Below are 25,853 nucleotides of genomic sequence, written 5' to 3' on the forward strand. Positions count from 1 at the left end.
CTGTATCCGGCAGACATGACGACATGCCTACCGGGGCCTGACGTGTTGCCCGGAGTCGCTGGTACGTTCCCTTATTGTTTTTTTGTTAGGGTCCAGCTCATCCGGTCGGGAGCCCGGCCGGCCCCCGCGGTATTGCTTTTTTGGACTGTGGTGGAACCCTGTCACCGACATATCCGTCTTCTTATGAGGCGACCTTACGGCTAATCTCAGATAAATCAACACCCCCGTCCGGGCGGTTGCCCCGCCGCTGGGCGGATAGTAACGGAGAAATCGCTCCGAGTTTCTATCTGTGATTGAACTATCTGTTCTAAGATGACGCAAAGGATGCGGAATTGGAGGCTGCTGCAAAATTTCCGGGGGCTGTCATGGCTGAGCTTTGACTCTTTCTGTCCAATCCGCGTCGCCGCAGTTCGACAACATTTTTTTTGGTCTAGCCCCAAAAAAAATTTAAATTGACCTTTGTCTACGCCCGATAACGATCCGGTAACAAAGTCCGCGGTAAGTGTCTGGGCACGGAGGACGCAAATCCCCCGTCTCCGGATCAGGTCTTGCGTACCGGAGCTTACTTTTTTTCTCAGACTTCCGTGTCGCTGGCATGACGATTCCCTCGCTCGAAGAAGGAGCGAGGTTGTTTCCGGTTCTGGATATCGCGTCAGTTGGTGAGCATCAGCCCCTTGGCGATGCCGCCCTCAGGACCGTAGCGTGTCATTCCCTGCTTGCAAACATAGCCACTATTGCGCCGTGGGATCCTGCGCATGTCGTAGGCCGCTCGCTTGAGGAACCAGCGCTCGTCGCGGGAGCCGGGCGTGAGGTCGATGCCGTTCAGCATGGCAAACCTGTCGAGCGCTTTGCGGTCGACCTTCAGTGCCGGGCAGAGGCTCGTGAATTTGTAGACCTCGGACACCTTTTCATGCGGCGAGAGCGGCTGGGCTTGCGCCGGAGCGGCCAAGATCAGGAAGGCAGGCATGAGGAGGGATGCAATCTTCGGCATGCGAAACCCCGGCTGCTGTGCCGGCGAGTCCGCCGAAAAAATAGGAATCGGCATCGCCGGTCTGTCATAAAAATGTTACGATTCAGCGTGTGCTAAAGCAATGGGCGGAGGCCTGTTAAATTTAGCCGGCGAAAGTTTGTGGCGTCGGAAAGCGTCGCGCAAGGCCGGCTTGGCCGCTTGCGCCCGGGCGATGCGGATGGCATGTGCGAAGCATCAAGGGAGCGCGCATGGCCAGAGCCATCATGTTGCAAGGAACCGGTTCGGACGTCGGCAAAACCGTGCTGGTCGCGGGCCTCTGCCGGCTGGCCGCCAATCTCGGGCTGAAGGTACGGCCGTTCAAGCCGCAAAACATGTCGAACAATGCCGCGGTGAGCGATGACGGCGGTGAGATCGGCCGCGCCCAGTGGCTGCAGGCCATGGCGGCGCGGGTGCCGAGTTCGATCCACATGAATCCAGTGCTGCTCAAGCCGCAAACGGACAATGGCAGTCAGATCATCGTGCAGGGCCATGTCTACGGGCAGGCGAGGGCACGGGACTATCAACGGCTCAAGCCGGAACTGCTCGGCAAAGTGCTGGAGAGTTTCGAGATCGTCGGGGCCGATGCGGATCTGGTCATCGTCGAAGGCGCGGGCTCGCCGGCCGAGATCAATCTCAGGGCAGGAGACATCGCCAATATGGGTTTTGCGCGGGCGGCCAATGTGCCGGTGGTTCTGGTTGGCGACATCGATCGTGGCGGCGTGATTGCGTCGCTCGTGGGCACGCATCTCATCCTGCCGCCAGAGGACCGCGCGATGGTGTCCGGTTATATCATCAACAAATTCCGCGGCGACGTGAGCCTGTTCGACGACGGTATCACTGCAATCGGTGGATACACCGACTGGCCTTGTTTCGGCGTGGTGCCGTGGCTGAAGCACGCATCACGGCTGCCGGCCGAGGATTCGGTGACGCTGGAACGGCTGGCAAAAGGGGAAAGCCGGGCGCTGAAGATCGCCGTGCCGGTGATGCCGCGCATTGCCAATTTCGACGATTTCGATGCACTGGCCGGCGAGCCTTCGGTCGAACTGGTTTTCGTCAAGTCTGGCGAGCGCATGCCCGATGACGCGGGATTGGTCGTGCTGCCTGGGTCGAAGGCGACGATCTCAGATTTCCTGGCACTGCGCGCGGAAGGATGGGACCAGGAGATCAAGGCGCATGCGCGGCGCGGCGGCCGGGTGATCGGCATCTGCGGCGGCTACCAGATGCTGGGACGCATGATTCGCGATCCTGACGGCACCGAAGGGGACGTCATGCAAGTCGAGGGGCTGGGGCTGCTCGATGTGGAGACGATCATGGCGCCGGAGAAGCGGCTTGCCAATTCCAAGGCGCATTCGCTCGCCTATGATACCAGCCTCCAAGGGTATGAGATTCATCTCGGCCGAACGGAGGGGCCTGATCACCAGAGGCCCTATGTCGAGATCGAGGGTCGGCCGGATGGCGCTATGTCGGGCGACGGGCGAATTGCGGGAACCTATCTTCACCGGCTGTTCGACAGCAACAGTTTTCGCGCCCGGCTGCTCGAGAGCTTTGGCATCAGCGGCGGCGCCAGCGACTACAGGCAGTCGGTCGATGCGGCGCTGGATGGCGTGGCGGCCGAGCTCGAGGCCCATCTCGACGGGCACTGGCTCGATGGCGTTCTTGCCACCGCCTGATACGATCCATTCAGCAACCGTTCATTCAAGATCCATAAAGTTGTTGCTGAATAAATCCGCAGCATGAGACGTAGAGATCGTTGAACGGACGTGCATCGCGTCTTTTCTCGTGCTTTTTGTTTCAATTGCGCTATTGTTAGAACATCCGAACATAGCCCAACTGAAACAAAGATTTCAGACAAACGGGGGAAAATATGTCCTTGCCCAAGTATTTCAACGTACTGATGGCCTCTGCCGTCAGCTTCTCGATCGTCGCAACGCCCATTGGTATTTCCCCGGCCTTCGCCCAGAGCGCGCCCGCCGCCGAGGCCCCCGGCGATTCCGGCTGGCAGAAGGAATTCGAACTGTGGCGGACCTCCAACAAGGGTGGCAAGGTCGCTGATTACCAGAAGTATCTCCGGCTTTATCCGGGCGGCAAATTCGCCAACGTCGCCAAGCGTCGTATCGAGGAGCTGAATGCCTCGGCGCAGACGACAAACAGCGACGAAACCGCCGCCGTGGCTGATACGACGAAGAATGTGACCGAAGGCGACGGCACCAAGGACCTCGAAATGTGGCGCCAGGTTTCCAAGTCCGGCAAGCTCGAGGACTATAAGAAGTATCTCAAGGATTTCCCGCAGGGGAAATTCGCCAAGGTTGCCAAGACCCGCATCGAGAACCTGACCGCGACGGCTCCGGCCGACGACCAGCAGGACACGGATGTCGCGATCAAGAAGACGCAGAATACCGCGCCGGCTGATGATGCGCAGGATGGGGCCCAAGATCAGGCTCAAGATCAGGCTCAGTCCGATGACGCGCAGGATCAGACCGAGGACCAGGCACAGTCCGACGAGACGCCAGCCGATGCAGCGAACAGCACCGAGACGGCGCAGACCAACGACCAGGGACAGGGCGCCGACTGGGAGCAGGAATATGCCCTCTGGAAGGCCGCTTCCGACGGCAATACGGTCACGGAATACGAGGCCTATATAAAAGTCTATCCGAACGGCAAGTTCGCCGCGATCGCCCAGGCGCGTATTGCCCAGCTCGCTGCCGCCGAGACGCCGGATCCGACGATTTCGGAAGGCGACCAGCAGGACACGGCAACCAAGAACGACGGCAAGCGCCAGAAGAACAACAACCAGAGCGATGACCAGCAGGCTAGCCAGGAGGTCGAGCAGCAGCCTAGCGACGATCAGGCCCAGCAGGACGTAGACCAGGGCGGCCCCGAGGAACAGCAGGCCAATTCCAATATGGGCGGCCTGAAGACGAAGCAGAACCAGAACGCTCAGGACCAGCAGCAGACGGAGTTCACCGAGGGCTCGGAGGACGTCGAGGATGCAACGCTTGACAAGGAAACGAGGGCGGAAATCCAGGGTCGCCTAAGCTCGCTCGGCTACGACACCCAGGGCGCCGATGGCGTGTTCGGCAATCGCAGCCGCGACGCGATCGCCTCCTGGCAGCAGGACAACGGTGCGCCGGTCACCGGCTACCTCTCCGAAGACCAGACGGAGGCGATCTTCGCTGCTTCGGCTGCGACCTATGCGGGCTGGCTCGCGAGTCGCGTGCCGGTCCGGGTCCATCGCGTACGTCCGCGTACCGAGTGGGTGCTGGTCCGTCCGCGCAACAAGGTGCTGATCGTCAAACGTCGTCCGGCGGTTGTTGTGGTCAAGCCCTTCAAGAACCGGTTCAAGAATCGCGTGAAAGTCAAGGTGCGGTTCAACGGCGGTTGCCGCAAGAAGCGCCGTTGCTGATCGGGTTTCATTGCCATTCGACGGGGCGCTTCGGCGCCCCGTTTTGATTCCTGGATGGCGCAAACGGACAAGGCGGGCGTCGATATGTCGATTGACTTGGTTCGGCGGTGGTTCTAATGATCGATAACGTTTGGTTCCCAGCGGGTGTAAGCCCAAGGGATCAAAAGGGAATGGGAGGAATGGACCCAATCAGGGCGTTTTCATCCCGGCCGACCCCGCGACTGTAGAGCGGATAAGCAGAAGCCCGGCGGTTTTTTCGCGCTGGCATCGTGAGCCAGGACATCGTGTCCGGCGCGGTGTGAGACGGAAGAGCCGAAAAGTCACTGAAGCGGCCATTGCGGCAACACGGGGCGGGACGCCTCTTTACTCTACGAATCGTCCCCCACGCGCAAAGGCCAGCAAGCTTCGGGAAGGCGAGGGCGATGCGATGGCGTGGCGACACGCCGTTACCCGCGAGCCAGGAGACCTGCCAAACGAAACGGGGGCGCTTCCGCGCCAAAGGTCTTCATTGCCAGCAGCACGGAGGTTGTCATGGCTCATTCTGCAGTTTCTACCAAATCTACTACTCTGGCCGGTTCTCTTTCGGATCGTCTCGTCGCGGGCGTTCTTGCGCTCATGCTCGGTTCGTTCCTGATCTTCGGCGCTGGCTTTGCGCATTCGTCCGTGCTGCATGATACCGCGCACGACGTTCGCCACGCCAATGGCTTCCCCTGCCACTAAAAGGGGGCTCCCATGATCGTCAAATATCTCCTGGCTGCGCTTGTGGCCGGGCTGATCGCTGGTGCGCTCCAGACCGTGGTGCAGCACGCGAAGGTCATTCCGCTCATTCTCGAAGCCGAGAAATATGAGGGCGAAGCGCCGGCGGCCCATGAGCATACGAGTGGCCTCCAGCTTTCCATCGCGACTGCTGCGCAAGCGCAGCAGTCAAAGACTGAGGCCACGACCGCAGCACCTGCCGCTGCCGCCGAGGAAGAAGAGGGCGGCATGCTGTTCGGCGTCGGCCGTACTACCGGCACGCTGATGGCCAATCTTGTTGCCGGCGCCGGCTTTTCGCTGCTGCTAATGGCTGCCGTCGTCGTAACCGGCCGCTCGCTGACGCTCGCCAACGGCGCACTGTGGGGTGCGGCGGCGTGGCTCACTTTCCACCTGATGCCGTCTGTCGGACTGCCGCCGGAGCTTCCGGGCTTCCCGGCAGCAGAGCTGTTCGACCGGCAGGCCTGGTGGATCGGGACGGTGATTGCGACCGCCGCTTCGCTCTATCTCATCGTGCTCCGCAAGGAGCCTGTGGCGAAGGCGGCGGGTGTCGTGCTGATGCTGGTGCCGCATGTGATCGGCGCACCGCAGCCGACCGATATCACCAGCAACGTGCCGGCCATTCTGGCCGCCGAATTTGCGGTCGCGACGCTGTCGGCCGGGCTGCTGTTCTGGATTGTGCTGGGGCTCGCGATGGGCGCCATCAATGACCGCTGGGTCAAGACGGCCTGATATGACAACTGCTCCGTCTGGTGCCGTCCTCGTGCTCGGCGGGGCGCGTTCCGGCAAATCCGCCTTTGCCGAGAGGCTGGTCGCCGAGACCGGCCTCTCGCGCCATTATCTGGCAACCGGCCGCGCCTGGGATGAGGAGATGCGCGAGCGCATCACACGTCATCAGGCGGACCGCGGCGAGGGCTGGCAGACGCATGAGGAGCCGGTCGATCTCGTCGGACGGCTTGAAGCGCTCGATGATCCGGCCCATGTGATACTGGTCGATTGCTTGACGCTCTGGGTCACCAACCTGATGATGGAAGAGCGGGTGATGGCCGAGGAATTCGCGCGGCTTGCTGCGCATTTGCCCCGGGCGCGCGCCAAGCTCGTCCTGGTTTCCAATGAAGTCGGACTGGGTATTGTACCGGAGAACCGCATGGCGCGGGATTTTCGCGATCATTCCGGCCGGCTTCACCAGGCGGTCGCGGCAAGCGCGACGGACGTCTATTTCGTGGCGGCAGGATTGCCGCTCAAGATGAAGGGTTAAGCCACCATGCAGAAGATACCGGCCACCGTGATCACCGGCTTTCTCGGCGCGGGCAAGACGACGATGATCCGCAACATGCTGATGAATGCCGAGGGCCGCAAGATCGCGCTGATCATCAACGAATTCGGCGATCTCGGCGTTGACGGCGATGTGCTCAAGGGCTGCGGCGCCGAGGCCTGCACCGAGGACGACATCATCGAGCTCAACAACGGCTGCATCTGCTGCACCGTTGCCGACGACTTCATTCCGACCATGGAAAAGCTGCTCGCCCGCGACGTGAAGCCCGATCATATCGTGATCGAGACGTCGGGCCTGGCGCTGCCGCAGCCGCTGGTGGCCGCCTTCAACTGGCCGGGCATCAAGACGGCCGTCACTGTCGACGGCGTGATAACCGTGGTGGATAGCGCCGCTGTCGCCGCCGGCCGGTTCGCCGATGACCATGACGCGCTCGACGCCCAGCGGGTTCAGGACGAGGGCCTCGACCACGAGAGCCCGATCGAGGAGCTGTTCGAGGACCAGCTGATGGCCGCCGACCTTATCATCCTCAACAAGGCCGACCTGCTCGACGAAGCAGGCCTGAGAGCCGTTCGCGAGATTGTGTCCAATGCGACGTCACGTAAGCCGCGCATGATCGAGGCCCGCAACGGCGAGCTCCCGGCATCCGTCCTGCTCGGCCTCGGCGTCGGCACCGAGGACCATATCGAGCTTCGCAAGTCGCATCATGAGCTGGAGCACGAGGGCGCCCCGCATGATCACGATCACGACGAGTTCGAGAGCTTCATCGTCGAACTCGGCGCGCTTGAGGACGCCAACGCTTTCGTCACTGCGCTCAAGCCGGTGATCGACAGCCACGATATCCTGCGCCTCAAGGGCTTTGCCGAGGTGAAGGGCAAGCCGATGCGGCTGGTGATCCAGGCTGTCGGCTCGCGCGTCGATACCTATTTCGACCGCGCCTGGCAGCCGGGCGAGGCGCGCGGCACGCGGCTGGTGGTGATCGGCCTTCATGACGAGATGGACGACGTGGCGATCATGAGCGAGATGAAGGCGCTGGGTTGAGATTTGTATCGTCGCATGATACATTTCGCCTAGTCGCTTTCGTATCTTGGCCGGGAGGCGGATTTGATTGTCGCCTATCGCGACAAGCGAAGCGCGGATATCGCCGGCGGGAAATCGCCCAAGGGGTTTCCGCCGGACGTGCTTCAATCGGCGCGACGAAAGTTGACCGTGCTCCATTATGCAAAGTCGCTGGAGGATCTGAAATTTCCGCCGGGCAACAGGCTTGAAAAACTGAAGGCAGATCGCGACGGCCAGTATTCGATCAGGATCAATGCGCAGTGGCGCATCTGTTTTCGTTGGACCGAACTTGGCCCAGATGACGTTGAGATCGTGGATTACCACTGATGGAAAAAGAAAAGTTCTACGCGGAGTTGCCGCCCATTCATCCCGGAGAAATCCTGCGGGAAGAATATCTCAAACCGCTTGCGCTGAGCGCAGGCGCGCTCGCAAAGCGGCTGGGTGTTCCGCGCACGCGCATCGAGCGGCTCGTGGCCGAGGAGACATCGGTGACGATCGATACAGCACTGAGACTCGGTCGCTTCTTCGGAACGAGCCCGGACCTGTGGATGTCGATGCAGACGGGCTATGATTTCAAGATCGCTTCGGTGGAAAAGGCTGAGACTTTGAAGGCCATTACGCCTCTCGAAGCCGCCTGACATGCACCTCCTTCTCGCCCAAAAAGGTTCGATATCTGATGGCGACGAGGCGTTCGATCTCGGCCAGTCGCCTGGCGATATCCTGTTCCTGTCTGCTGCCGATACCGAGATTGCCAGTGTCGCGGCTTTCGCCAATCGCGGCGAGACGCGCTGGCGGCTGGTCAATCTCGCGAGCCTCAAGCATCCGATGTCGATCGATATGTGGATCGACAAGACGGCGCGGCATGCCAAGCTCGTCGTGCTGCGCGCGCTGGGTGGCGTCAGCTACTTCTCCTATCTGATCGAAGCGCTGATGGCGGCTGCAAAGGCGCATGGCTTCCAGCTGGCTGTGCTGCCGGGCGATGACCGGCCCGATGTAGGGCTGGATCCGTGGTCGACCGTTGCTGCCGGGGACCGGGCGCAACTCTGGTCCTATCTGGTCGAAGGTGGCGAGACGAATATGGCGCGCCTGGCCGATATGGCTGAGGCGCTAGTGTCGGATGGCGCGCGGCCCGACGCGGCGGAGACACTGGCCAAGGCCGGGATCTGGTGGCCGGGCAGGGGGGTGATTGGGGTCGACGCTTGGAAGCAGTCGTGCGCGGGGTCTTTACCAAGTGGAAAACCGCTCGCTGTCATCACCTTCTACCGTGCGCTCGTCCAGAGTGGCCAGACGCAGCCCGTCGAGGCATTGATCGAGGCGCTCGCAGCGCGGGGCCTGCGCGTGCTGCCGATCTTCGTCTCCAGCCTCAAGGAACCCTTCTCTGCAGGGCTGATACGCGATCTTTTCGGCAGGCTTTCGCCCGACATAGTGCTGAATTCGACCAGCTTCGCCGTCGTCTCGCCTGGCGCGGCCCAGACGGGCACGGTGCTCGACGAGACCGGCGCGCAAGTATTCCAGGTGATCTTCTCCGGTTCGACGCGCGAGAGCTGGGAGGCGTCGAGCCTTGGGCTTGCGTCGCGCGACCTCGCGATGAATGTGGCACTGCCTGAAGTCGATGGGCGCGTGCTGACGCGGGCGGTATCCTTCAAGCGCGCGGCGCGGTTTGACGAGAAATCCGAGGTCAATATCGTCACGCCCGAGCCGGCGGCGGACCGCGTCGCCTTCGTCGCAGATCTCGCGGCTGCCTGGGCGCGGCTGCGGCATCTCAACAATTCGGACAAGCGGGTCGCCCTGATCCTCGCCAATTATCCGAACCGCGACGGGCGGCTTGGCAACGGGGTCGGGCTCGACACGCCAGCAGGGTCGCTTGAGGTGCTCAAGGCCATGCGTGATGCGGGCTATGTGACTGGTGATCTGCCGGAAGGTGGTGACGCGCTGATTGCGCATCTGATGGAAGGCCCGACCAATGCCGCGACCGATGGACGGGTGATCCGAGAGACGCTTTCGCTCAGTGATTACAAGGCTTTCTTCGAGTGCCTTCCTATTCGGATTCAGCAAGGGGTCGCTGCCCGCTGGGGTGCGCCCGAAGGCGATCCGTTCTTCCACGAGGGAGCCTTTGCGCTTTCGCTCGCGCGTTTCGGCAATGTCATGACCGGCATACAGCCGGCGCGCGGCTACAATATCGACCCGAAGGAGACCTATCACTCGCCGGACCTGCCGCCGCCGCATGGCTATCTCGCCTTCTATGCCTACCTGCGCCGCGAATTCCGGGCCGATGCCGTGATTCACATGGGCAAGCACGGCAACATGGAGTGGCTGCCGGGCAAGGCGATGGCGCTTTCCGACGGCTGCTATCCGGAGGCGGTGTTCGGCCCGACTCCGCATCTTTATCCGTTCATCGTCAACGATCCCGGCGAGGGCACGCAGGCGAAGCGTCGCGCCTCCGCCGTCATTATCGATCACCTGACGCCGCCGCTGACGCGGGCCGAGAGCTATGGCTACCTCAAGGATCTCGAGGCGCTGGTGGACGAATACTACCAGGCGCAGGGGACCGATCCGCGGCGTCTGAGGTTGCTCACGAAGCAAATTCTCGAGCTTGCTGGCGATACCGGTCTTGGCACGGATGTCGGCATTGCCGGGCTCGACGAGGATGACGCATTGCAGAAGCTTGATGCCTGGCTCTGCGACCTCAAGGAGATGCAGATCCGCGACGGGCTGCATGTATTTGGCGTGTCTCCCGAAGGGCGGCTGCTGACGGACCTGACGGTGGCACTGGCGCGGTCGCCGCGCGGCGATGGCGAGGGGCGGGGGCAGAGCCTGCAGCGCGCGATTGCGGCTGATCTTGGGTTCGCGATTGATCCCCTCGATTGCGAAATGGCAGTGCCGTGGACCGGATCGAGGCCCGAGATGCTCGCCGATCTCTCGGAAGCTCTTTGGCGCACGAACGCTGACGCCGTCGAGCGCATCGAAGTGCTGGCGGTGCGCCTGGTCTCGGGTGAGCTCTCGCTACCGGCTGAATGGACGCAGACGCGGCTGGTGATGGACGAGATCGAGACTCGCCTGAAGCCGTCGATCGTCGAATGCGGTCCCGCGGAAATCGCGGCCCTGATGACTGGCCTCGCCGGTCGCTTCGTGGCGCCCGGCCCGTCCGGCGCGCCGACACGGGGGCGGCCGGATGTGCTGCCGACGGGGAAGAATTTCTATTCGGTCGATACGCGCTCGGTGCCGACCCCGACGGCCTGGGAGCTGGGGCGGAAGTCGGCGGAACTGCTGGTGACACGTTACGTACAGGACCATGGCGACTGGCCGACCTCTTTCGGCATCACCGCCTGGGGCACCGCGAATATGCGCAGCGGCGGCGACGACATTGCCCAGGCGCTGGCGCTGATCGGCGCCAAGCCCGTCTGGGACATGGGGTCGGCACGGGTGACCGGCTACGAGATCACGCCCATGGCGACGCTCGGCCGTCCGCGGGTCGATGTGACGCTCCGGGTGTCGGGCTTTTTCCGCGATGCTTTTCCCGAGCAGATCACACTGTTCGACAAGGCGGTGCGCGCCATCGGCGCGCTCGATGAGGACGAGGGCGATAACCCGATTGCGGCGCGGATGAAGCGGGACGCCGAGGCGCATGGCAAGCGCGAGGCCGGTCATCGGGTCTTCGGTTCGATGCCGGGCACCTACGGTGCAGGCTTGCAAACCCTGATCGATGAAGGCATCTGGCAGGATCGTGACGCGCTGGCCGAGGCCTTCCTTGATTGGGGCGCCTACGCTTATGGCAATGGTGCCGAGGGCGAGGCTGTGCGGTCGGTGTTTGCCGAGCGCATCAAGTCGATCCAGGCGGTGGTGCAGAACCAGGACAATCGCGAGCACGACCTGCTCGATTCCGACGAATATTACCAGTTCGAGGGCGGCATGGCGGCGGCGGCGGAACATCTCTCAGGCGCGCGGCCGACGATCTATCACAACGACCTCTCGCGCGTCGAAAAGCCCGTCATCCGCACGCTCGAGGAAGAGATTTCCCGGGTGATGCGCGGACGGGTGACCAATCCGAAATGGATTTCTGGCGTGATGCGCCACGGTTACAAGGGCGCATCTGAAATAGCGGCGACGGTGGACCTGATGTTCGCCTTCGCGGCCACGACGGGGGCCGTGAAGGATCATCATTTCGAGGCTGCGTATCAGGCATTTTTGGCCGATGACGCAGTCCGCGACTTTCTGGCCGAGAAGAACGCGCCTGCATTGCGCGAAATCGCCCGATCATTCATCGAGGCCGAGCGCCGAAACCTCTGGACGCCGCGGTCGAACTCGGCGCGGTTCGAGCTGGAGGAATTGGCTCAGATGGCCAGGGAAGGAATAGCAAAGTGACCGAAGACTCCACCGAAACCGTCGTCCATGACGATACCAGGCATGCCGAGAAGATGGCCAAGAAGAAGGCCGCGCGGGATAAGATCATGGCCACCAAGACCGGCGAGAAGGGTCTGGTCATCGTCCATACCGGCAAGGGGAAGGGCAAGTCCACGGCCGGTTTCGGCATGATTTTCCGGCATATCGCCCATGGCATGCCCTGTGCGGTGGTGCAGTTCATCAAGGGCGCGATGGCAACGGGTGAGCGCGAGCTGATCGACCGCCACTTTTCCGATCTTTGCGAGTTCCACACGATGGGCGAGGGCTTTACCTGGGAGACGCAGGATCGTGTGCGGGATGTCGCGTCGGCGCAGGCGGCATGGGGCAAGGCCAAGGAACTGATCGCGTCAGGCGAGAAGAGCATGGTGCTGCTCGACGAGATCAATATCGCGCTGCGCTACGACTATATCGACGTCGCCGAGGTGATTTCGTTTCTTCAGACCGAAAAGCCGCCGATGTGCCATGTCGTGCTGACCGGCCGCAACGTCAAGGACGAGCTGATCGAGATTGCCGATCTTGTGACCGAAATGGAGTTGATCAAGCATCCATTCCGGTCCGGGATCAAAGGTCAGAAAGGCGTCGAGTTCTAGGACCGGCCAATTGAGCGGCTGACGTGGCTCAAGCATGAATGGGAAGTGATGCTTGTCGGCCACTGCTCAGGGCTGCCGCTGAATGGACGATCATCGAAATGCTGGGCGATCGCCCCACGCGCGAGGCGGATCATTAGAGCTGGAAACCGCGTACGCTCAGTGCCGGCGACCGGAGGGCACGTCCGATTCGAGTTCTGCGTCGAGATCCTCGATCAGGCGCTCGAGCGAGAGGTCTTCGACGAAAGGCAGGTCGTCCAGAGAGGCATCGCCTGCTTCGAGATGGGCGATCAGCAAAGACAGCTTGGCTTCCCGGGCCTCGAGCGAGCGCAGCGCCTCGCGGATAACTTCGTCGGCCGTGCTATATCGGCCGGTGGCCACCTGCTTGTCGATGAAACGGTCCCAGTGAGCGCCGAGGCTCAGGTTGCTGGCAGCCATTATCAGACTCCTCTTCTTCTGCAGGCAAGAAAACATAGGAGGCTGGAGCGTAGCTGGCACGTCAAACGCCGAGCCAGAGCCGAAGCGGGTTGGCCGGATCGGCAAGCAGGCGAGTGGCGAGCGCAACGCAGCCGATCACGAGCAGCGGGCGAATGATCCTCGTGCCCGACCGCATGGCGAGGCGTGAACCCGCCTGCGCGCCGAGAAATTGGCCGACGCCCATCACAAGGCCGGCTTTCCAATGAATGACTCCGGAAAAGGCAAAGACCGCGAGAGCGCCGATATTTGAGGCGAAGTTCAGCATCTTGGTGTGTGCCGTGGCCTTTAGCATGCCGAAACCGAGGAGAGTGACGAAGGCGAGCATAAAGAACGAGCCGGTGCCGGGACCGAAGATGCCGTCGTAGAAGCCGATCAGAGGCACGAGCGTGAGGCCGAAAAGGAAAGGCGTCATGCGCTGATGCTTGTCTGCATCACCCAGATTCGGTTTCAGCAAGAAGTAGAGTGCGATGACAATCAGCAGGATCGGCAGCAGGGCTTTCAGTATGTCGCCGGGAACGAGGGTCGTCATCATCGCGCCGACCGCCGAGCCGAGAGCGGACATGGTTGCCATTGAAAGCTGAGATTTCAGATCGACATGACCGCCGCGGGCATAGGCGAGCGTTGCCGAACCCGAACCAAACACAGATTGCAGCTTGTTGGTCCCGAGCATCTCAATGGGCGGGAAACCTGCAAGCAGCAAGGAGGGTACGGTAATCAACGCCCCCCCGCCGGCGATCGAGTCGACGAAACCGGCAACGAAGGCGGCAAGGAAAAGCAGCGTGAGAATGTAGAGGGTAATTTCAGGCAAGGCGGGCTCGATTCGAGAGTGCAGCACCCCGGCCTAGATGGCATGCGCGGATGCCGGACCGCTTTTACCTTGACGCGGCGGGGATGCAAATGCCAATCCTCCTGCCGAATTCAGACGATTGGCACCATGTGCCGCAGGCCAAGCGATGTCCCGCAAGATCATTCTCCATTGCGGAGCCCCCAAGACCGGCTCCACCAGCTTCCAGCACATGCTCTATGACAATAGGGAGCGGATGCTGAAGGCGGGCTTCTATTACCCCGCCGTGTCGCGCAAGAAGCGGGAAGAAGACGACATCCGCATCGTGCTCTCGAACCTCAAGGGCGAGGGGAACCGCAAGAAGGAAGTCAAGCAGGTCCGCAAGCTCATCGAGAAGCTGTTCGCCGAAAGCGGTGCACATACGATGCTGATCTCGAATGAGGGCCTGCTCGGCAAGCCGGCGATCAAGGGCAATAAGACCTTCCTGCCCAAGGCGGACGATTCCGCTCGTCTGATGGCCGAGGCGCTCGAAGGCTACGACGTCGAGGTGCGCTACTTCATCCGCGACTTCGCGGGCTTCCTGCCGTCCTGGTATGTCCAGCAGGTCCGCATGGGCAATGAGATGGACTTCGATCGCTTCACCAAGGCCTATAATCTCGATCGCGCCAGCTGGGCGCCGGCGGTGGCGGCGCTCCGGAAATATTTCGGCACCGAGCGTGTGCAGGTCTTCGACCATGCCGCTCTGGTAAAGGATGCCCATGGCGTTTTCTGCCGGGCCTTCCCTGAGATCATGGAAGCGCTCGGCGAGGCCGGCCGTAATCCGCCCAACAAGAACACTTCGATCGGCAGGGGCATGGTCAATGCCTACCGCCGCTGGAACGCGATTTCCGAGCGGATCGGCTGGTCGCAGAAGTCGAAGAAGTCCATCCAGCATATCGGCAGGCGCTACTTTCTCCTGCCTTTCGAGCGCTTTTCGCGTTCGGAGAAGATCAAGTTCGACCCCGAGACCGCCAAGCAGATGACGGCCCGCTACAAGGCTGATATCGAGGCGATCAAGGCGGCGGCACCCACTCCTACCTTGTGAGGCCAGAATGGCACGGACCGTGGTGATCGGCATCGGCGTCACGGAAACGGCCTCCGCGCGCGAGGCGGTGACGCTTGTCGAGAAGATCCTGACTGGTCCGCTCGAAGACGCGCGGCCGGTGGCAATCGCGACGATTTTCGGCCGGGCGGAACATATCGCCGTCCAGGGCGTGGCCGGGTATCTTGGTGTGCCTGTCGTCGTGTTCGATGCGGCGCGCCTGGAGCGCGAGACGCCACGGCTGATGAATCCATCAGATAGCCTCTTCGAACGCATCGGCTGCCATGGCGTCGCCGAAGCTGCAGCGCTTGCCGCTGCAGGTGCCGGGGCGAGCCTGCTGGTCGGCAAGACCAAGGACGGTGGCGTGACCATCGCTGTCGCTGCGACAGGCTGAATCCTGAGCCTTCCGAAAAATTGCTGGCATTTTGATGCTGGCTTTGTCAAAGGTCGGTTCACCTCGTGCGGCATGCCGCGCGACGAGCGATAACAATAAAGAACTGGACGGGATTCCCATGCATAAAGTGATTTTCGACACCGATCCGGGCGTCGATGATGCCATGGCTTTGCTCTTTCTGGAGCGCCACCCTGATATCGACCTGATCGGCATCACCACCGCCTTCGGCAATGCCTCGATCGAGACGACCACCCGCAATGCGCAGTATCTCAAGCAGCAGTGGAACCTGTCTGCGCCGATCGCCAAGGGTTCGGCCGAGCAGTTCGAGCCGAACAGGCGGACGCACCCGTTTCCGGCGCATATCCATGGCGACGATGGCCTTGGCAATATCGGCGTGCCCGATGTCGTCGACATCGAGCTCGATCCGCGTCCGGCGCATCAGTTCATCATCGATACTGTGAAGGCCAATCCGGGCGAGGTCGTTCTCGTCGCGGTCGGCCGCATGACCAACCTCGCCAATGCGCTGAAGGCCGCGCCGGAAATCGCCGGCCTGGTCAAGGAAGTCATCATCATGGGCGGCGCGGTCGACGTGCCGGGCAATGTCAATCCGGCAGCCGAAGCCAACATCCATGGCGACCCGGAAGCGGCCGATTACATCATGATCGCGCCCTGGAAGGTCGTCGTTGTCGGCCTCGATGTAACGCTCAAGACCGTGATGTCACGTGCCGAACTCGCCGAACTCGGCAAGCAGGGCGGCGAGCCGATGCAGTTGCTCGACCGGCTTTCGCAGTTCTATATCGATTTCTACAATGGCGAAGTGGTCGATAGCATGGTGGTGCACGATACCTGCGCCTGCGTCTATCTGGTGGCGCGCGAGCTTTTCACCACCCGCTCGGGTCCGGTGCGGGTCCTCACCACCGGTATCGGCGAAGGCAAGACGATCCAGCGGCCGGATGGCCAACGCTTCGGACCGAGCGAATGGGACGACAAGCCGAGCCAGCTCGTTTGCACGGGCGTCAGGGCCGATGCCGTGATGAAGCTCGTCAAGGATACGCTGGTTCGTCAGTGAGGCTCGCCTCGGTTCATGGCGCGTACGCGACAAAGCGTTTGCCGCTTTCCGAAGGTCCATAACCGTGGTGCTCGCCTAGTCTTAGACGGGTGTTGCCGATTGCCTTTGCGCCGGCGCGGGCATAGGAAATGACGATGGAAGAATTCTTCAGCGAACTGCCGGTTTTCGAGCCCGGCACGGTCTGGCTGACCGGTGCCGGTCCCGGCGATCCCGGGCTGTTGACGCTGCTTGCCGTCAAGGCGCTCCGGGAGGCGGATGTCGTCGTCTACGATGCTCTGGTCGATGAGAGCTGCCTGAAGCTGGCGAACGCCGGCGTGACGCTCGAATATGCGGGCAAGCGTGGCGGCAAGCCGTCGCCGAAGCAGCGCGATATTTCTCTTCGGCTCGTGGAACTGGCGCGCGCGGGCAAGCGCGTGCTCAGGCTCAAAGGCGGCGATCCCTTCGTTTTCGGTCGCGGCGGCGAAGAGGCATTGACGCTGGTCAACCACGGGATCGGGTTCCGCATCGTGCCTGGCGTTACCGCCGGCATTGGTGGCTTGGCCTATGCCGGCATTCCCGTCACGCATCGCCAGATCACCCACGTGGTGACATTTCTCACAGGCCATGATTCCTCGGGCCTCGTACCGGATCGCATCGACTGGCCGTCGATCGCCAAGGGTTCTCCCGTGATCGTCATGTATATGGCGATGAAGCATATCGGCGAGATCGCCCGCAGGCTGATGGACGCGGGACGCGCGGCTTCAGAGCCCGTCGCTTTCGTCTGCAATGCTTCGACCGGGGAGCAGAAGGTGCTCGAGACAAGGCTTGGCAGTGCCGTGGAAGACGTCGCTGCCGCCGGACTGGAACCGCCCGCGATCGTCGTCGTCGGCGAGGTGGTGCGGCTCAGGCAGGGACTTGACTGGCTCGGCGCGCTTGCAGGTCGAAATCTGGTCGCCGATCCGCTTGGCACCGACGGTCTCAGGGACCGGGCATGAACGGTCTCCTGATCGCGGCGCCATCTTCGGGTTCTGGCAAGACGACGGTGACGCTTGGCTTGCTTCGGGCGCTCAGCCGGCGCGGCGTTGCAGTCACACCAGGCAAGGCCGGTCCCGACTATGTCGACCCGGCATTCCATGCCATTGCCTGCGGACGGACTTGCCTGAACTATGATCCCTGGGCGATGCGGCCGGAACTGCTGGCACATCAGGCGGCGGGAGAGGGGCCTTTCGTCATCGAGGCAATGATGGGCCTGTTCGACGGCGCCGCCGACCATACCGGCTCGCCTGCGAGCCTTGCCAAACTGCTCGGGCTTTCGGTCGTGCTGGTGGTCGATTGCGCGCGGCTCTCGCATTCCGTGGGTGCGATGGTGCGCGGGTTCCTGTCGCATGATCCCGAGATCCGCATTGCCGGGCTGATCCTCAACAAGGTCGGCAGCGCGCGACATGAGTCCATGCTGCTTGCGGGTCTTTCCGGGCTCTCAGTGCCGATCTTCGGCATGATCAGGCAGGACAAACTGCTGGGACTGCCGGAGCGGCATCTCGGGCTGGTGCTGGCGCAGGAGATCGATGGCATCGAAGCCTTCATGAACCATGCGGCCGATATCGTATCCGAGACCTGTGATCTCGAGGCGCTGGCTGCATTGTCGACGCGCCAGGCTGAACGCGTTTTGCGGCCCGATTGCCTCGTGCCGCCGCTGGGCAATCATATCGCCATTGCCCGCGACCAGGCTTTTGCCTTCACCTATCCGCATTTGATGGAGGGTTGGCGGGCTGAGGGGGCGAGCCTCTCCTTCTTCTCTCCTCTGGCGGATGAGCGGCCGGACGATGGTGCCGGCGCGATTTTCCTGCCGGGCGGGTATCCGGAACTTCATGCAGGTCGCCTGAGTGCTGCTGCGGGGTTCCGCGCAGGGATGCAGGATGCGGCTGGCGCCGGCAAGGTGATCTATGGCGAGTGCGGTGGCTACATGACTCTGGGTGAGGCGCTTGTCGATGCGTCAGGCACCGAGTGGCCGATGCTTGGGCTTCTGCCGCTGACGACGAGCTTTGCGGCGCGAAAGCGGCATCTCGGCTATCGACGGCTCAACGCGCTTGCCGGGCCGTTCGCCGGCATGCGGCTTAATGCCCATGAGTTCCACTATTCCACGGTCGTGCATGAGGGGCAGGCGGAGCGGCTCTTTGATGCCGTTGATGCTGCCGGTGAGGTCGTGGGGCTCGCTGGCCTGGCAAGGGACAATGTATCCGGCTCCTATATGCATCTGATCGATCTTGCCGGAGCGACGGCCTGATGGCTGGTGTCTTCCACGGCGGCGGCCTCGCGGCGGCGATGGCAACCTATGGCGGATCGCCGGAGGACTGGCTGGATCTGTCTACTGGCATCAATCCGGAAATGGCGGAATTGCCGGAGATTCCGCAGCGAGCATGGAACCGGTTGCCGGATCGGGATCTGGAAATGGCTGTGCGGGAGGCGGCGTGGGATTGGTATGTCGGCGCGGGCGTTGGACCCAAGCGGTTGCCGCTTGTCGTTCCCGGCACGCAGGCGCTGATCCAGCTTTTGCCGAAGCTTGTTCTATCGGAGCGCCCAGTCGCGATTCTCTCGCCGACCTATGGCGAATATGCGCATTGCTTTCGCCGTACCGGCTTCGTCGTCGAGGAAATCGCTGACCTCGACGGGCTTCGCTCCGATCATGGCGCGGTCATCGTGGTCAATCCGAATAATCCGACAGGCCGGACATTTCGACGCGACGACCTGGTTGCGCTGGCCGAGCGCCTGCGAGCCCAGGGCACGCACCTTCACGTCGATGAGGCTTTTTGCGATGGCCCGGGCGAGCTTTCGATTTCAGGCCATGCTGCAATGACTGAGGGCATCACCGTTAGCCGGTCCTTCGGCAAGTTCTTCGGTCTTGCCGGCATCCGGCTTGGCTTCGTCTTCGCCGTCCCCGCTACGCTCGACGCCATCGCCGCCGAACTCGGTCCTTGGCCGGTCTCGGGGCCGGCGCTGCATATCGCGAACCACCTGCTGCGGCGCGACAGCAGGGCTTTCGCCGCCAGGATTGCAGAGCGTGCACTGGCGCTCGAGACGGTGCTTTCGGGTGCCGGGCTCGACATCATCGGTGGCACGGATCTCTTCAAGCTTGTTCGGCATTCCCGCGCCGGGCACCTCTATGAACATCTGGGGCGCTCGCATATATTGGTGCGCAGGTTCGATTATGCCGGGGGCTGGCTCAGGATCGGGCTGACGCCAGACGAACAGGGGGACCGGCGGCTCGCGCAAGCGATCGCCTCATCAGGGTACTGAATGTACACGCTTTATGTGCTTTTTTTCGCCCTCGTCGTCGATCGCGCGGTGGGCGATCCTGAAAATGCGTGGCAGCGCGTGCCGCATCCGGTCGTCCTGTTCGGGCGGGCGGTTTCGTTTTTCGAGAAGCATTTCAATCGCAAGGGGCTCAACGATCGCGACCGCCGCGCCTACGGCATGATGGCGATCCTGGCGCTGCTCATCGGCAGCGTGCTGGTCGGATTCCTGATGTCACGGCTGCTTTCCTATGCCGGGCTGTTTGGTATCTTGATTGAAATCGTCATTGTCGCCGTGCTGCTCGCGCAGAAGAGCCTCGCTGATCACGTCTTCGCCGTCGGTGAGGGACTGCGCAGGGAGGGGATTGCGGGCGGCCGCAAGGCGGTTTCGATGATCGTGGGTCGTGACCCGAACCTGCTCGACCGCGCCGGCGTATGCCGCGCGTCGATCGAAAGCCTGGCGGAAAACTATTCCGACGGCGTGGTGGCGCCGGCCTTCTATTATGCGCTGTTCGGTCTGCCCGGGCTCCTGGCCTACAAGATGCTCAATACGGCGGATTCGATGATCGGCCACAGGACGCCGCGCTATCGCGAGTTCGGCTGGGCCTCGGCGCGGCTCGATGATCTCGCGAACTGGCCGGCGGCACGGCTCTCGGCGCTGTTCATCACGCTCGCCGCCTGGTTCAGGCGCGGGCGTCCGTCGGCGCGCAAATCGGTGAGCGTCGCATTGCGCGATCACGGTCTGCACCGCTCGCCCAATTCCGGCTGGCCGGAATCGGCTATGGCGGGTGCCCTCGACATCGCGCTTGCCGGCCCGCGCGTCTATGCCGGCGAGCAGGTCATGGAGCCGATGCAGAATTCAGCCGGGCGTAAGAATATCGGCCCGACCGATGTTGATCTGGCGATCGAAGTATTTTGGGCGGCGTGTACTGTGCTGACTGTCCTTGTCATCGTTTCGGGCCTTGCCATCGAGATCATGATCTGATCGTATCGATGGGACATATTGGTGCATATTAACCTTGCGTTGCGTTTGAGTTCGATTAACCAGGCCGATTAACGCCTTTCTGATCAATCCAGTCTATGTATCGATGAGACGTTGGTGGCGCACTCTTGCGCGCCAAGAATCAGGGGAAGTGCATCATGCGGAAGTTCTTTATGGCCGCGATGGCCTTGTTTGCGTTCAGCTTCTATTCCATTGCCGAGGCGGGAACCGTTACTGCGAAGATCTCGCTCTCATCCCAGACCATGACCGTGACGCAGAACGGTGTTGTCCTGTACAAGTGGAAGGTCTCCACGGCGCGCCGCGGATATAGTACGCCGACCGGCAGCTATCGTGCCTATTGGGCGTCCCGCCATCATCGCTCGCGCAAATACGACAATGCACCGATGCCCTATGCGATCTTCTTCAAGGGTGGATATGCGGTGCATGCCACGTTCGACGTGAAGCGCCTGGGCCGCCCGGCCTCGCACGGTTGCGTCCGCCTGCATCCAAGCAACGCGGCGACCTTCTTCAGCTTGGCTCAGAAATACGGTCTGAAGAACACGAAGGTCGTCATCACGCGGTGATGCCGGCCGCAATGGCCAGTTCGCCCATGCTGTTGATCGTGATGTGCGTCTTGCGCTCGATCGAGATTAGGCCGTCGCGTTTCAGTCCGCCTAGTTGGCGGCTGATGGTCTCGACGGTGAGGCCGAGATAGCTTCCGATTTCCGCCCGCGACAGGGGAAGCTCTATGCGGGCGATTTGCGTTGATGTCGACTGGCGCTGGCCAATGCGATAAAGCAGCCCAGCCACGCGCTGCCGGGCGTCACGCTGTGAAAGCGCCAGCATCAGTTCCCGCGTCTCCTCTAACTCGGTCGAGACCAGCCGATGCATGAGATGGGCAACGTCGGTGTTGGAATCGGCGAGCCGGTCGAGTGCCGTCTTCGAGACCCGGCAATATTCGACTGAGGTGGCCGTCTCGGCCGTGAAGGTTATCTCGTGAGCAAAGCGCTGGCCGATAAAGTCGCCCGAAAAACGCAGACCCACGATCTGTTCGGCGCCATCGTTGAGTGTTGCCGTCAGTTTGACCGTGCCGTCGAGCACATGCACATAGGACGAGTTCAAGACACCCTGTGTCATGATCTGCTCGCCGGCCGGCAAGCGCTTACGAACCACATAAGGATGCATTTTGGCGAGCTCTGCTCCGGTAAGACCAGCGCAAAAACCTTCACGTCGGGAAATACAGTCGCGGCAACGCGATGGAGCGCCTTCGTCGCTGATGCGTTGAACTGCAGCCGCCATGTATTTCCGTCCACCGGTCTATGTTTCTCCGCGACTCGGCTGCCGCAGACTCTCCAGCTTTGAGATTAGTATTTGTTGAAGCCATGATAAATCGCAAGAAATGGGGAGGCGCACATAACATTGTACATCTTTCTAGAGCGCGATCCGGGAAAACAACTGCCCTGATATGACAGATGTTCACATTATGTTAATCCTGTGCGCGATGGGCTGGATTGCATGAGGACGATGATGCGCTCTTTCGGTTTGGTGTTGAATGGGCTAACCGGTAGCGCGGGAACGGGTTCCACATCGGAAGGTACGGATGGATCTGGAAGCGGTACTGGAAGGCGTCTACGCCGACGTGTCGAGTCATATCGGCGAGGGCAAGGTGGCCGACTACATCCCGGCACTCGCCAAGGTGGACCCGTCGAAATTCGGCATAGCTGTCGTTACGGTCGAGGGTGAGGTGTTCATCCGCGGCGACGCGGAGGAGGCGTTTTCGATCCAGAGCGTGTCCAAGGTCTTCACCTTGACGCTGGCGCTCGGCCGGGTGGGCGAGGGGCTGTGGAAGCGGGTCGGGCGCGAGCCCTCCGGGACGCCCTTCAACTCCATCGTCCAGCTCGAACAGGAGCATGGCATTCCACGCAACCCGTTCATCAATGCCGGCGCGATCGTGGTCGCCGACACGCTGCTGTCCGGCCACGAGCCGCGGGAGACCCTGGGCGAGGTCCTGAGCTTCATGCGCCATATCGCCAGCGACGATACTGTGATCATCGATCGCGAAGTGGCGCGCTCGGAGCAGCAGACCGGTTTCCGCAATGCGGCGCTCGCGAATTACATGTTCGCCTTTTCCAACATCCGCAATCCGGTAGAGAAGACGCTTGGTGTCTACTTTCACCAATGCGCCCTGTCGATGAGCTGCGTGCAGCTCGCCAAGGCCGGTCTGTTTCTCGCCAATCGTGGGCGGCTCGCCTCGGGTCATTCGGTCGTGTCGTCCGAACGGGCGCGGCGCATCAATGCGCTGATGCTGACCTGCGGCCATTACGACGCGTCAGGCGATTTTGCCTTCCGCGTCGGGCTGCCCGGCAAGAGCGGCGTCGGCGGCGGCATTCTCGCAATTGCACCCGGCAAGGCGGCGATCGCCGTCTGGTCTCCCGGCCTCAACGCCAACGGCAATTCTGCGACGGGAACGCGTGCGCTCGAAAGTCTCGCCAAGAGGACTGGCTGGTCGATTTTCGGCTAGGCCCGTCAATAGGCCGACCTATCAGGGTGAACTGATCCTTCAGGGCGCCGGATTCAGCCACGTGCAAACTGATCATGAGTGTGACGGCATTGTTCTGAATGTCGAGGGTGCCGACGGCAGCATCGACTCATCGAAGCCGAATTTTTCGAGATCCTGTTCTGGCACGTATCCCTCACAGCAAGAAGGGCAATGCCAGCCCCGCATACTGGCATTTCCTGCTTTACTCGGACCGTTCGCGTCTGCCCCGCGCCACCTCCGTCGCCAGCGCTTCGAGTTTGTGGGCCCAGAAGCGGCGGAACTGGTCGAGCCATTGATCGACCCCGCGGAATGGTTCCGGATCCAGGCTATAGAGACGGCGCGCGCCGTCGGGGCGGACGGTCGCGAAGCCGCAATCGCGCAGCACCCTGAGATGCTGCGAGACGGCGGCCTGGGTGATGCCGAACTCCTGCTGGATGACGGTGACGACATCGCCGGACGATTTTTCCCCGGCGCCGATGATTTCTAGGATCCGCCGCCGGACAGGATCTCCAAGGACATCGAAGGCGTGCATCGCTAGGCCTCGCCCGTGTAGAATTTGCGGGTCCGCTCGGCTGCCTCGGCTGCCCAGCGCGGATCGGCGCCATTCACAATGACCGCTTCACGCCAATCGTCGCTGCTGCCCCGCACATAGGTCTTGCCGTCGTCCGACGCCATCCACGCCGCGCTCTCTTCGGGCGGGTTGGAAGCGCCGGTGTCGATATGCAGTGCAAGCCCCAAAAGGCCGAGGTCCCAGCCGACTCCGACGGCGCCAGGGCCATATTGGTCCCAGAACTCCTTCGGCACATGGGCCGTGTGTTCGAGCATGAGGCGGGTGCGCATACTGGTTTCGGCCTCGAGCGTAACCTGAACCCAGGATGTGTCGCCGGCATATTCCCATGTGACCGCAAGCTGCCTGGGCGGCTCGCAGCCGGTGACGATGCCGCCGGCGTTGCCCTTGAGCTGGTAGCGGCCGCCGAGGCGGAGATCGCCTTCGATCGGCATGAACCAGCGTGGGATTCTGTCCGCTGATGTGAGCGCATTCCAGAGGTCGTCGATATCGGTGTCATAGCTGCGCATGGCGATCACCGCCGTTGCCGGCCTGCCGTCGCGATCCACGGTCTTGACGCTCCGGATAACGGCACCGAGATGGTGGACGAGGTTCTCCATTGGCTCTCTCCCTTTTGCTTGTCGCCTTGTTATAAGTCAGGACTTATATAAGTCAATGCCTGTATGTTTTTGTCGCCGAAGGGCGATGATAGTGCCTTGCTTACGGTTGCGGGCCGCGCCTATAGTCCCGCCAAAATCATCATATTGAAGACAAAGGGAGACGCGGCGTGGAACAGGCGGAAATCGGTCTGATCGGACTTGCTGTGATGGGCTCGAATCTGGCGCTCAATATCGCGGAAAAGGGCAACCGCATCGCCGTCTTCAATCGCAGTCCTGATAAGACCGACACGTTCTATGCCGAAGCCGGCGAGCTGCGCGATCGAATCATTCCCTGCAAGACGATGGAAGAGTTTGTCGCTTCCATCCGTCCGCCGCGGCCCGTCATCATCATGGTGCAGGCCGGTGCGCCGGTCGACCAGGTGATCGAAGGCCTCAAGAAAGATCTATCCGGCGGCGACATCATCATCGATGCGGGCAATGCCAATTTCCGTGACACGATCCGCCGCTTCAAGGATCTCGACGGCACCGGCCTGACCTTCATCGGCATGGGTGTGTCGGGCGGCGAGGAGGGCGCGCGCCACGGACCGTCGATCATGGTCGGCGGCGCCGAGGCGAGCTACAAGCGTGTCGAGAAGGTCCTGACCTCGATCTCGGCAAAGTTCAAGGGCGAGGATTGCTGCGCCTGGCTCGGCGAGAACGGGGCAGGGCACTTCGTCAAGACGATCCATAACGGCATCGAATATGCCGACATGCAAATGATTGCCGAAATCTACGGCATCCTGCGTGATGGCCTCGGTCTGTCGGCCAAGGAGTGCTCCGACATCTTCGGCAAATGGAACAAGGGCCGGCTTGAATCCTATCTCATCGAGATCTCAGAGCTCGTACTGAGCAAGAGCGATCCCATTACCGGCAAGGCGATGGTCGACATGATCGTCGACAAGGCGGGCCAGAAGGGCACCGGCAAGTGGTCGGCGATCGAGGCGCAGAACATGGGTGTGCCGGCAACCGGCATCGAGGCCGCCGTTGCCGCCCGCTCGTTGTCCTCTTTCAAGACCCAGCGTGAGAATGCCGAGAAGGTTCTGGGCCTGCCATCGGCGGACCAGATCAAGTCGATCGACCGCAATCAGCTGATTGCGGACCTCGAACTGGCGCTGCTTGCCGGCAAGATCGGCGCCTACGCCCAAGGTTTTGCCGTCATGGCCGAGGCCTCCAAGGAATTCGGCTGGAAGTTGCCGATGCCGACAATTGCCCAGATCTGGCGCGCCGGTTGCATCATCCGCTCGCAGTTCCTTGACGACATCACCTCGGCTTTCCGCGCCATGCCGGACGCCGACAATCTCGTCATTACCCCGGCGTTCGCCTCTTTGGTCAAGGAAACCGACAGCGCGCTGCGCCGCGTTGTCTCTACGGCCACCTTGAATGGCCTCGCGGCCCCGGCGCTCGCTTCGGCACTCGGCTATTTCGACAGCTATCGCCGCGGTCGAGGGACGGCCAACCTGATCCAGGCCCAGCGCGATTTCTTCGGTGCGCATGGTTTCGACCGTCTTGATGGCGTCGACAAGCATCACGGTCCTTGGGGCAGTGGCCTCGCCGATTTCGCTTGAGG

At 61.9% G+C, this 25,853-nt stretch carries 26 protein-coding genes and 1 riboswitch; of the genes, 20 read left to right on the plus strand and 6 right to left on the minus strand.

The window, feature by feature from the left end:
* Window positions 1–652: 652 nt before the first annotated feature.
* The gene (locus AC2YI2_RS08820; protein ID WP_487386091.1) at window positions 653–991 is read right to left on the minus strand and encodes a hypothetical protein; all 339 of its coding nucleotides are present in this window, start codon (window positions 989–991) and stop codon (window positions 653–655) included.
* 227 nt (window positions 992–1,218) lie between these two features.
* Between AC2YI2_RS08820 and AC2YI2_RS08825 the strand changes: the two genes are divergently transcribed.
* The 10 genes from AC2YI2_RS08825 to cobO all read left to right on the plus strand — a co-directional run bounded on the left by AC2YI2_RS08825 (window position 1,219) and on the right by cobO (window position 12,488).
* Entirely contained in the window at window positions 1,219–2,679 is a 1,461-nt protein-coding gene (locus tag AC2YI2_RS08825) for a cobyric acid synthase (RefSeq protein ID WP_487386092.1), read from the plus strand.
* Between the two features lie 194 nt (window positions 2,680–2,873).
* On the plus strand, window positions 2,874–4,412 hold the full coding sequence (locus AC2YI2_RS08830) for a peptidoglycan-binding domain-containing protein (protein WP_487386093.1): 1,539 nt from the start codon (window positions 2,874–2,876) through the stop codon (window positions 4,410–4,412).
* A 114-nt stretch (window positions 4,413–4,526) separates the two neighbouring features.
* Window positions 4,527–4,900: riboswitch (cobalamin riboswitch) on the plus strand.
* 43 nt (window positions 4,901–4,943) lie between these two features.
* The gene (locus tag AC2YI2_RS08835) at window positions 4,944–5,132 is read left to right on the plus strand and encodes a CbtB domain-containing protein (protein WP_487386094.1); all 189 of its coding nucleotides are present in this window, start codon (window positions 4,944–4,946) and stop codon (window positions 5,130–5,132) included.
* 12 nt (window positions 5,133–5,144) lie between these two features.
* Complete coding sequence (locus AC2YI2_RS08840) at window positions 5,145–5,897, plus strand: CbtA family protein (protein WP_487386095.1); 753 nt, start codon at window positions 5,145–5,147, stop codon at window positions 5,895–5,897.
* 1 nt (window position 5,898) lies between these two features.
* A complete protein-coding gene (cobU, locus tag AC2YI2_RS08845) occupies window positions 5,899–6,423 on the plus strand; it encodes a bifunctional adenosylcobinamide kinase/adenosylcobinamide-phosphate guanylyltransferase (RefSeq protein WP_487386096.1) in 525 nt (174 codons plus the stop codon).
* Between the two features lie 6 nt (window positions 6,424–6,429).
* Window positions 6,430–7,479 (plus strand): cobalamin biosynthesis protein CobW, encoded by a 1,050-nt coding sequence (gene cobW, locus AC2YI2_RS08850; RefSeq protein WP_487386097.1) that lies wholly within the window; start codon window positions 6,430–6,432, stop codon window positions 7,477–7,479.
* Window positions 7,480–7,542: 63 nt separating this feature from the next.
* Window positions 7,543–7,824: a type II toxin-antitoxin system RelE/ParE family toxin gene (locus AC2YI2_RS08855; RefSeq protein ID WP_487386098.1), complete on the plus strand. Its 282-nt coding sequence runs from the start codon at window positions 7,543–7,545 to the stop codon at window positions 7,822–7,824.
* Window positions 7,824–8,135: a HigA family addiction module antitoxin gene (locus tag AC2YI2_RS08860; RefSeq protein ID WP_487386099.1), complete on the plus strand. Its 312-nt coding sequence runs from the start codon at window positions 7,824–7,826 to the stop codon at window positions 8,133–8,135. Before AC2YI2_RS08855 ends, AC2YI2_RS08860 begins: the two co-directional genes overlap by 1 nt.
* Before the next feature lies 1 nt (window position 8,136).
* Window positions 8,137–11,859, plus strand: a complete 3,723-nt coding sequence (gene cobN, locus AC2YI2_RS08865; RefSeq protein WP_487386100.1) for a cobaltochelatase subunit CobN — start codon at window positions 8,137–8,139, stop codon at window positions 11,857–11,859.
* Entirely contained in the window at window positions 11,856–12,488 is a 633-nt protein-coding gene (cobO, locus tag AC2YI2_RS08870) for a cob(I)yrinic acid a,c-diamide adenosyltransferase (protein ID WP_487386101.1), read from the plus strand. The genes cobN and cobO overlap by 4 nt, the downstream gene beginning before the upstream one ends.
* A gap of 156 nt (window positions 12,489–12,644) precedes the next feature.
* On the opposite strand, the gene AC2YI2_RS08875 is transcribed toward cobO, so the two are convergent.
* Both AC2YI2_RS08875 and AC2YI2_RS08880 read right to left on the minus strand, forming a co-directional pair.
* Complete coding sequence (locus tag AC2YI2_RS08875; protein ID WP_487386102.1) at window positions 12,645–12,923, minus strand: type II toxin-antitoxin system ParD family antitoxin; 279 nt, start codon at window positions 12,921–12,923, stop codon at window positions 12,645–12,647.
* Between the two features lie 61 nt (window positions 12,924–12,984).
* Window positions 12,985–13,770, minus strand: coding sequence for a TSUP family transporter (locus tag AC2YI2_RS08880; RefSeq protein WP_487386103.1), 786 nt, complete (start codon window positions 13,768–13,770; stop codon window positions 12,985–12,987).
* Between the two features lie 145 nt (window positions 13,771–13,915).
* On the opposite strand from AC2YI2_RS08880, the gene AC2YI2_RS08885 reads away from it, so the two are divergent.
* The 8 genes from AC2YI2_RS08885 (at window position 13,916) to AC2YI2_RS08920 (ending at window position 21,125) form a co-directional block, all read left to right on the plus strand.
* A complete protein-coding gene (locus AC2YI2_RS08885; protein ID WP_487386104.1) occupies window positions 13,916–14,830 on the plus strand; it encodes a hypothetical protein in 915 nt (304 codons plus the stop codon).
* A gap of 7 nt (window positions 14,831–14,837) precedes the next feature.
* Window positions 14,838–15,221, plus strand: coding sequence for a cobalamin biosynthesis protein (locus AC2YI2_RS08890; RefSeq protein WP_487386105.1), 384 nt, complete (start codon window positions 14,838–14,840; stop codon window positions 15,219–15,221).
* 118 nt (window positions 15,222–15,339) lie between these two features.
* On the plus strand, window positions 15,340–16,290 hold the full coding sequence (locus AC2YI2_RS08895; RefSeq protein ID WP_487386106.1) for a nucleoside hydrolase: 951 nt from the start codon (window positions 15,340–15,342) through the stop codon (window positions 16,288–16,290).
* Between the two features lie 134 nt (window positions 16,291–16,424).
* Entirely contained in the window at window positions 16,425–17,264 is an 840-nt protein-coding gene (gene cobA, locus AC2YI2_RS08900) for a uroporphyrinogen-III C-methyltransferase (RefSeq protein ID WP_487386107.1), read from the plus strand.
* Window positions 17,261–18,553, plus strand: a complete 1,293-nt coding sequence (locus tag AC2YI2_RS08905) for a cobyrinic acid a,c-diamide synthase CobB (protein ID WP_487386108.1) — start codon at window positions 17,261–17,263, stop codon at window positions 18,551–18,553. The genes cobA and AC2YI2_RS08905 overlap by 4 nt, the downstream gene beginning before the upstream one ends.
* On the plus strand, window positions 18,550–19,563 hold the full coding sequence (gene cobD / locus AC2YI2_RS08910; protein WP_487386352.1) for a threonine-phosphate decarboxylase CobD: 1,014 nt from the start codon (window positions 18,550–18,552) through the stop codon (window positions 19,561–19,563). Before AC2YI2_RS08905 ends, cobD begins: the two co-directional genes overlap by 4 nt.
* Window positions 19,564–20,544, plus strand: a complete 981-nt coding sequence (gene cbiB, locus AC2YI2_RS08915; protein WP_487386109.1) for an adenosylcobinamide-phosphate synthase CbiB — start codon at window positions 19,564–19,566, stop codon at window positions 20,542–20,544.
* 155 nt (window positions 20,545–20,699) lie between these two features.
* Window positions 20,700–21,125 (plus strand): L,D-transpeptidase, encoded by a 426-nt coding sequence (locus AC2YI2_RS08920; RefSeq protein WP_487386110.1) that lies wholly within the window; start codon window positions 20,700–20,702, stop codon window positions 21,123–21,125.
* Here AC2YI2_RS08920 and AC2YI2_RS08925 read toward each other — a convergent pair.
* A complete protein-coding gene (locus AC2YI2_RS08925; RefSeq protein ID WP_487386111.1) occupies window positions 21,115–21,840 on the minus strand; it encodes a Crp/Fnr family transcriptional regulator in 726 nt (241 codons plus the stop codon). The genes AC2YI2_RS08920 and AC2YI2_RS08925 overlap by 11 nt on opposite strands.
* Before the next feature lie 301 nt (window positions 21,841–22,141).
* Between AC2YI2_RS08925 and AC2YI2_RS08930 the strand changes: the two genes are divergently transcribed.
* On the plus strand, window positions 22,142–23,062 hold the full coding sequence (locus AC2YI2_RS08930; RefSeq protein WP_487386112.1) for a glutaminase: 921 nt from the start codon (window positions 22,142–22,144) through the stop codon (window positions 23,060–23,062).
* Window positions 23,063–23,282: 220 nt separating this feature from the next.
* Here AC2YI2_RS08930 and AC2YI2_RS08935 read toward each other — a convergent pair whose 3' ends face one another.
* Entirely contained in the window at window positions 23,283–23,612 is a 330-nt protein-coding gene (locus AC2YI2_RS08935) for an ArsR/SmtB family transcription factor (protein ID WP_487386113.1), read from the minus strand.
* Between the two features lie 2 nt (window positions 23,613–23,614).
* Entirely contained in the window at window positions 23,615–24,247 is a 633-nt protein-coding gene (locus AC2YI2_RS08940; protein ID WP_487386114.1) for an SRPBCC family protein, read from the minus strand.
* A gap of 167 nt (window positions 24,248–24,414) precedes the next feature.
* Between AC2YI2_RS08940 and gndA the strand changes: the two genes are divergently transcribed.
* Window positions 24,415–25,851: an NADP-dependent phosphogluconate dehydrogenase gene (gene gndA, locus AC2YI2_RS08945; protein ID WP_487386115.1), complete on the plus strand. Its 1,437-nt coding sequence runs from the start codon at window positions 24,415–24,417 to the stop codon at window positions 25,849–25,851.
* The last annotated feature ends 2 nt before the right edge of the window (window positions 25,852–25,853 follow it).

This window comes from Rhizobium sp. SRI_017 (assembly GCF_057586295.1).

What these genes read in the sequence shown, in the direction of transcription:
- AC2YI2_RS08840 (WP_487386095.1), top strand. Translation starts at nt 5,145, where the DNA reads ATGATCGTCAAATATCTCCTGGCTGCGCTTGTGGCCGGGCTGATCGCT.
- cobN (WP_487386100.1), top strand. Translation starts at nt 8,137, where the DNA reads ATGCACCTCCTTCTCGCCCAAAAAGGTTCGATATCTGATGGCGACGAG.
- cobA (WP_487386107.1), top strand. Translation starts at nt 16,425, where the DNA reads ATGGAAGAATTCTTCAGCGAACTGCCGGTTTTCGAGCCCGGCACGGTC.
- AC2YI2_RS08930 (WP_487386112.1), top strand. Translation starts at nt 22,142, where the DNA reads ATGGATCTGGAAGCGGTACTGGAAGGCGTCTACGCCGACGTGTCGAGT.
- AC2YI2_RS08940 (WP_487386114.1), bottom strand. Translation starts at nt 24,247, where the DNA reads ATGGAGAACCTCGTCCACCATCTCGGTGCCGTTATCCGGAGCGTCAAG.
- AC2YI2_RS08825 (WP_487386092.1), top strand. Translation starts at nt 1,219, where the DNA reads ATGGCCAGAGCCATCATGTTGCAAGGAACCGGTTCGGACGTCGGCAAA.
- cbiB (WP_487386109.1), top strand. Translation starts at nt 19,564, where the DNA reads ATGTACACGCTTTATGTGCTTTTTTTCGCCCTCGTCGTCGATCGCGCG.
- AC2YI2_RS08875 (WP_487386102.1), bottom strand. Translation starts at nt 12,923, where the DNA reads ATGGCTGCCAGCAACCTGAGCCTCGGCGCTCACTGGGACCGTTTCATC.
- AC2YI2_RS08885 (WP_487386104.1), top strand. Translation starts at nt 13,916, where the DNA reads ATGTCCCGCAAGATCATTCTCCATTGCGGAGCCCCCAAGACCGGCTCC.
- AC2YI2_RS08895 (WP_487386106.1), top strand. Translation starts at nt 15,340, where the DNA reads ATGCATAAAGTGATTTTCGACACCGATCCGGGCGTCGATGATGCCATG.
- AC2YI2_RS08935 (WP_487386113.1), bottom strand. Translation starts at nt 23,612, where the DNA reads ATGCACGCCTTCGATGTCCTTGGAGATCCTGTCCGGCGGCGGATCCTA.
- AC2YI2_RS08860 (WP_487386099.1), top strand. Translation starts at nt 7,824, where the DNA reads ATGGAAAAAGAAAAGTTCTACGCGGAGTTGCCGCCCATTCATCCCGGA.
- AC2YI2_RS08920 (WP_487386110.1), top strand. Translation starts at nt 20,700, where the DNA reads ATGCGGAAGTTCTTTATGGCCGCGATGGCCTTGTTTGCGTTCAGCTTC.
- AC2YI2_RS08830 (WP_487386093.1), top strand. Translation starts at nt 2,874, where the DNA reads ATGTCCTTGCCCAAGTATTTCAACGTACTGATGGCCTCTGCCGTCAGC.
- AC2YI2_RS08925 (WP_487386111.1), bottom strand. Translation starts at nt 21,840, where the DNA reads ATGGCGGCTGCAGTTCAACGCATCAGCGACGAAGGCGCTCCATCGCGT.
- AC2YI2_RS08835 (WP_487386094.1), top strand. Translation starts at nt 4,944, where the DNA reads ATGGCTCATTCTGCAGTTTCTACCAAATCTACTACTCTGGCCGGTTCT.
- cobU (WP_487386096.1), top strand. Translation starts at nt 5,899, where the DNA reads ATGACAACTGCTCCGTCTGGTGCCGTCCTCGTGCTCGGCGGGGCGCGT.
- AC2YI2_RS08905 (WP_487386108.1), top strand. Translation starts at nt 17,261, where the DNA reads ATGAACGGTCTCCTGATCGCGGCGCCATCTTCGGGTTCTGGCAAGACG.
- cobW (WP_487386097.1), top strand. Translation starts at nt 6,430, where the DNA reads ATGCAGAAGATACCGGCCACCGTGATCACCGGCTTTCTCGGCGCGGGC.
- AC2YI2_RS08890 (WP_487386105.1), top strand. Translation starts at nt 14,838, where the DNA reads ATGGCACGGACCGTGGTGATCGGCATCGGCGTCACGGAAACGGCCTCC.
- AC2YI2_RS08820 (WP_487386091.1), bottom strand. Translation starts at nt 991, where the DNA reads ATGCCGAAGATTGCATCCCTCCTCATGCCTGCCTTCCTGATCTTGGCC.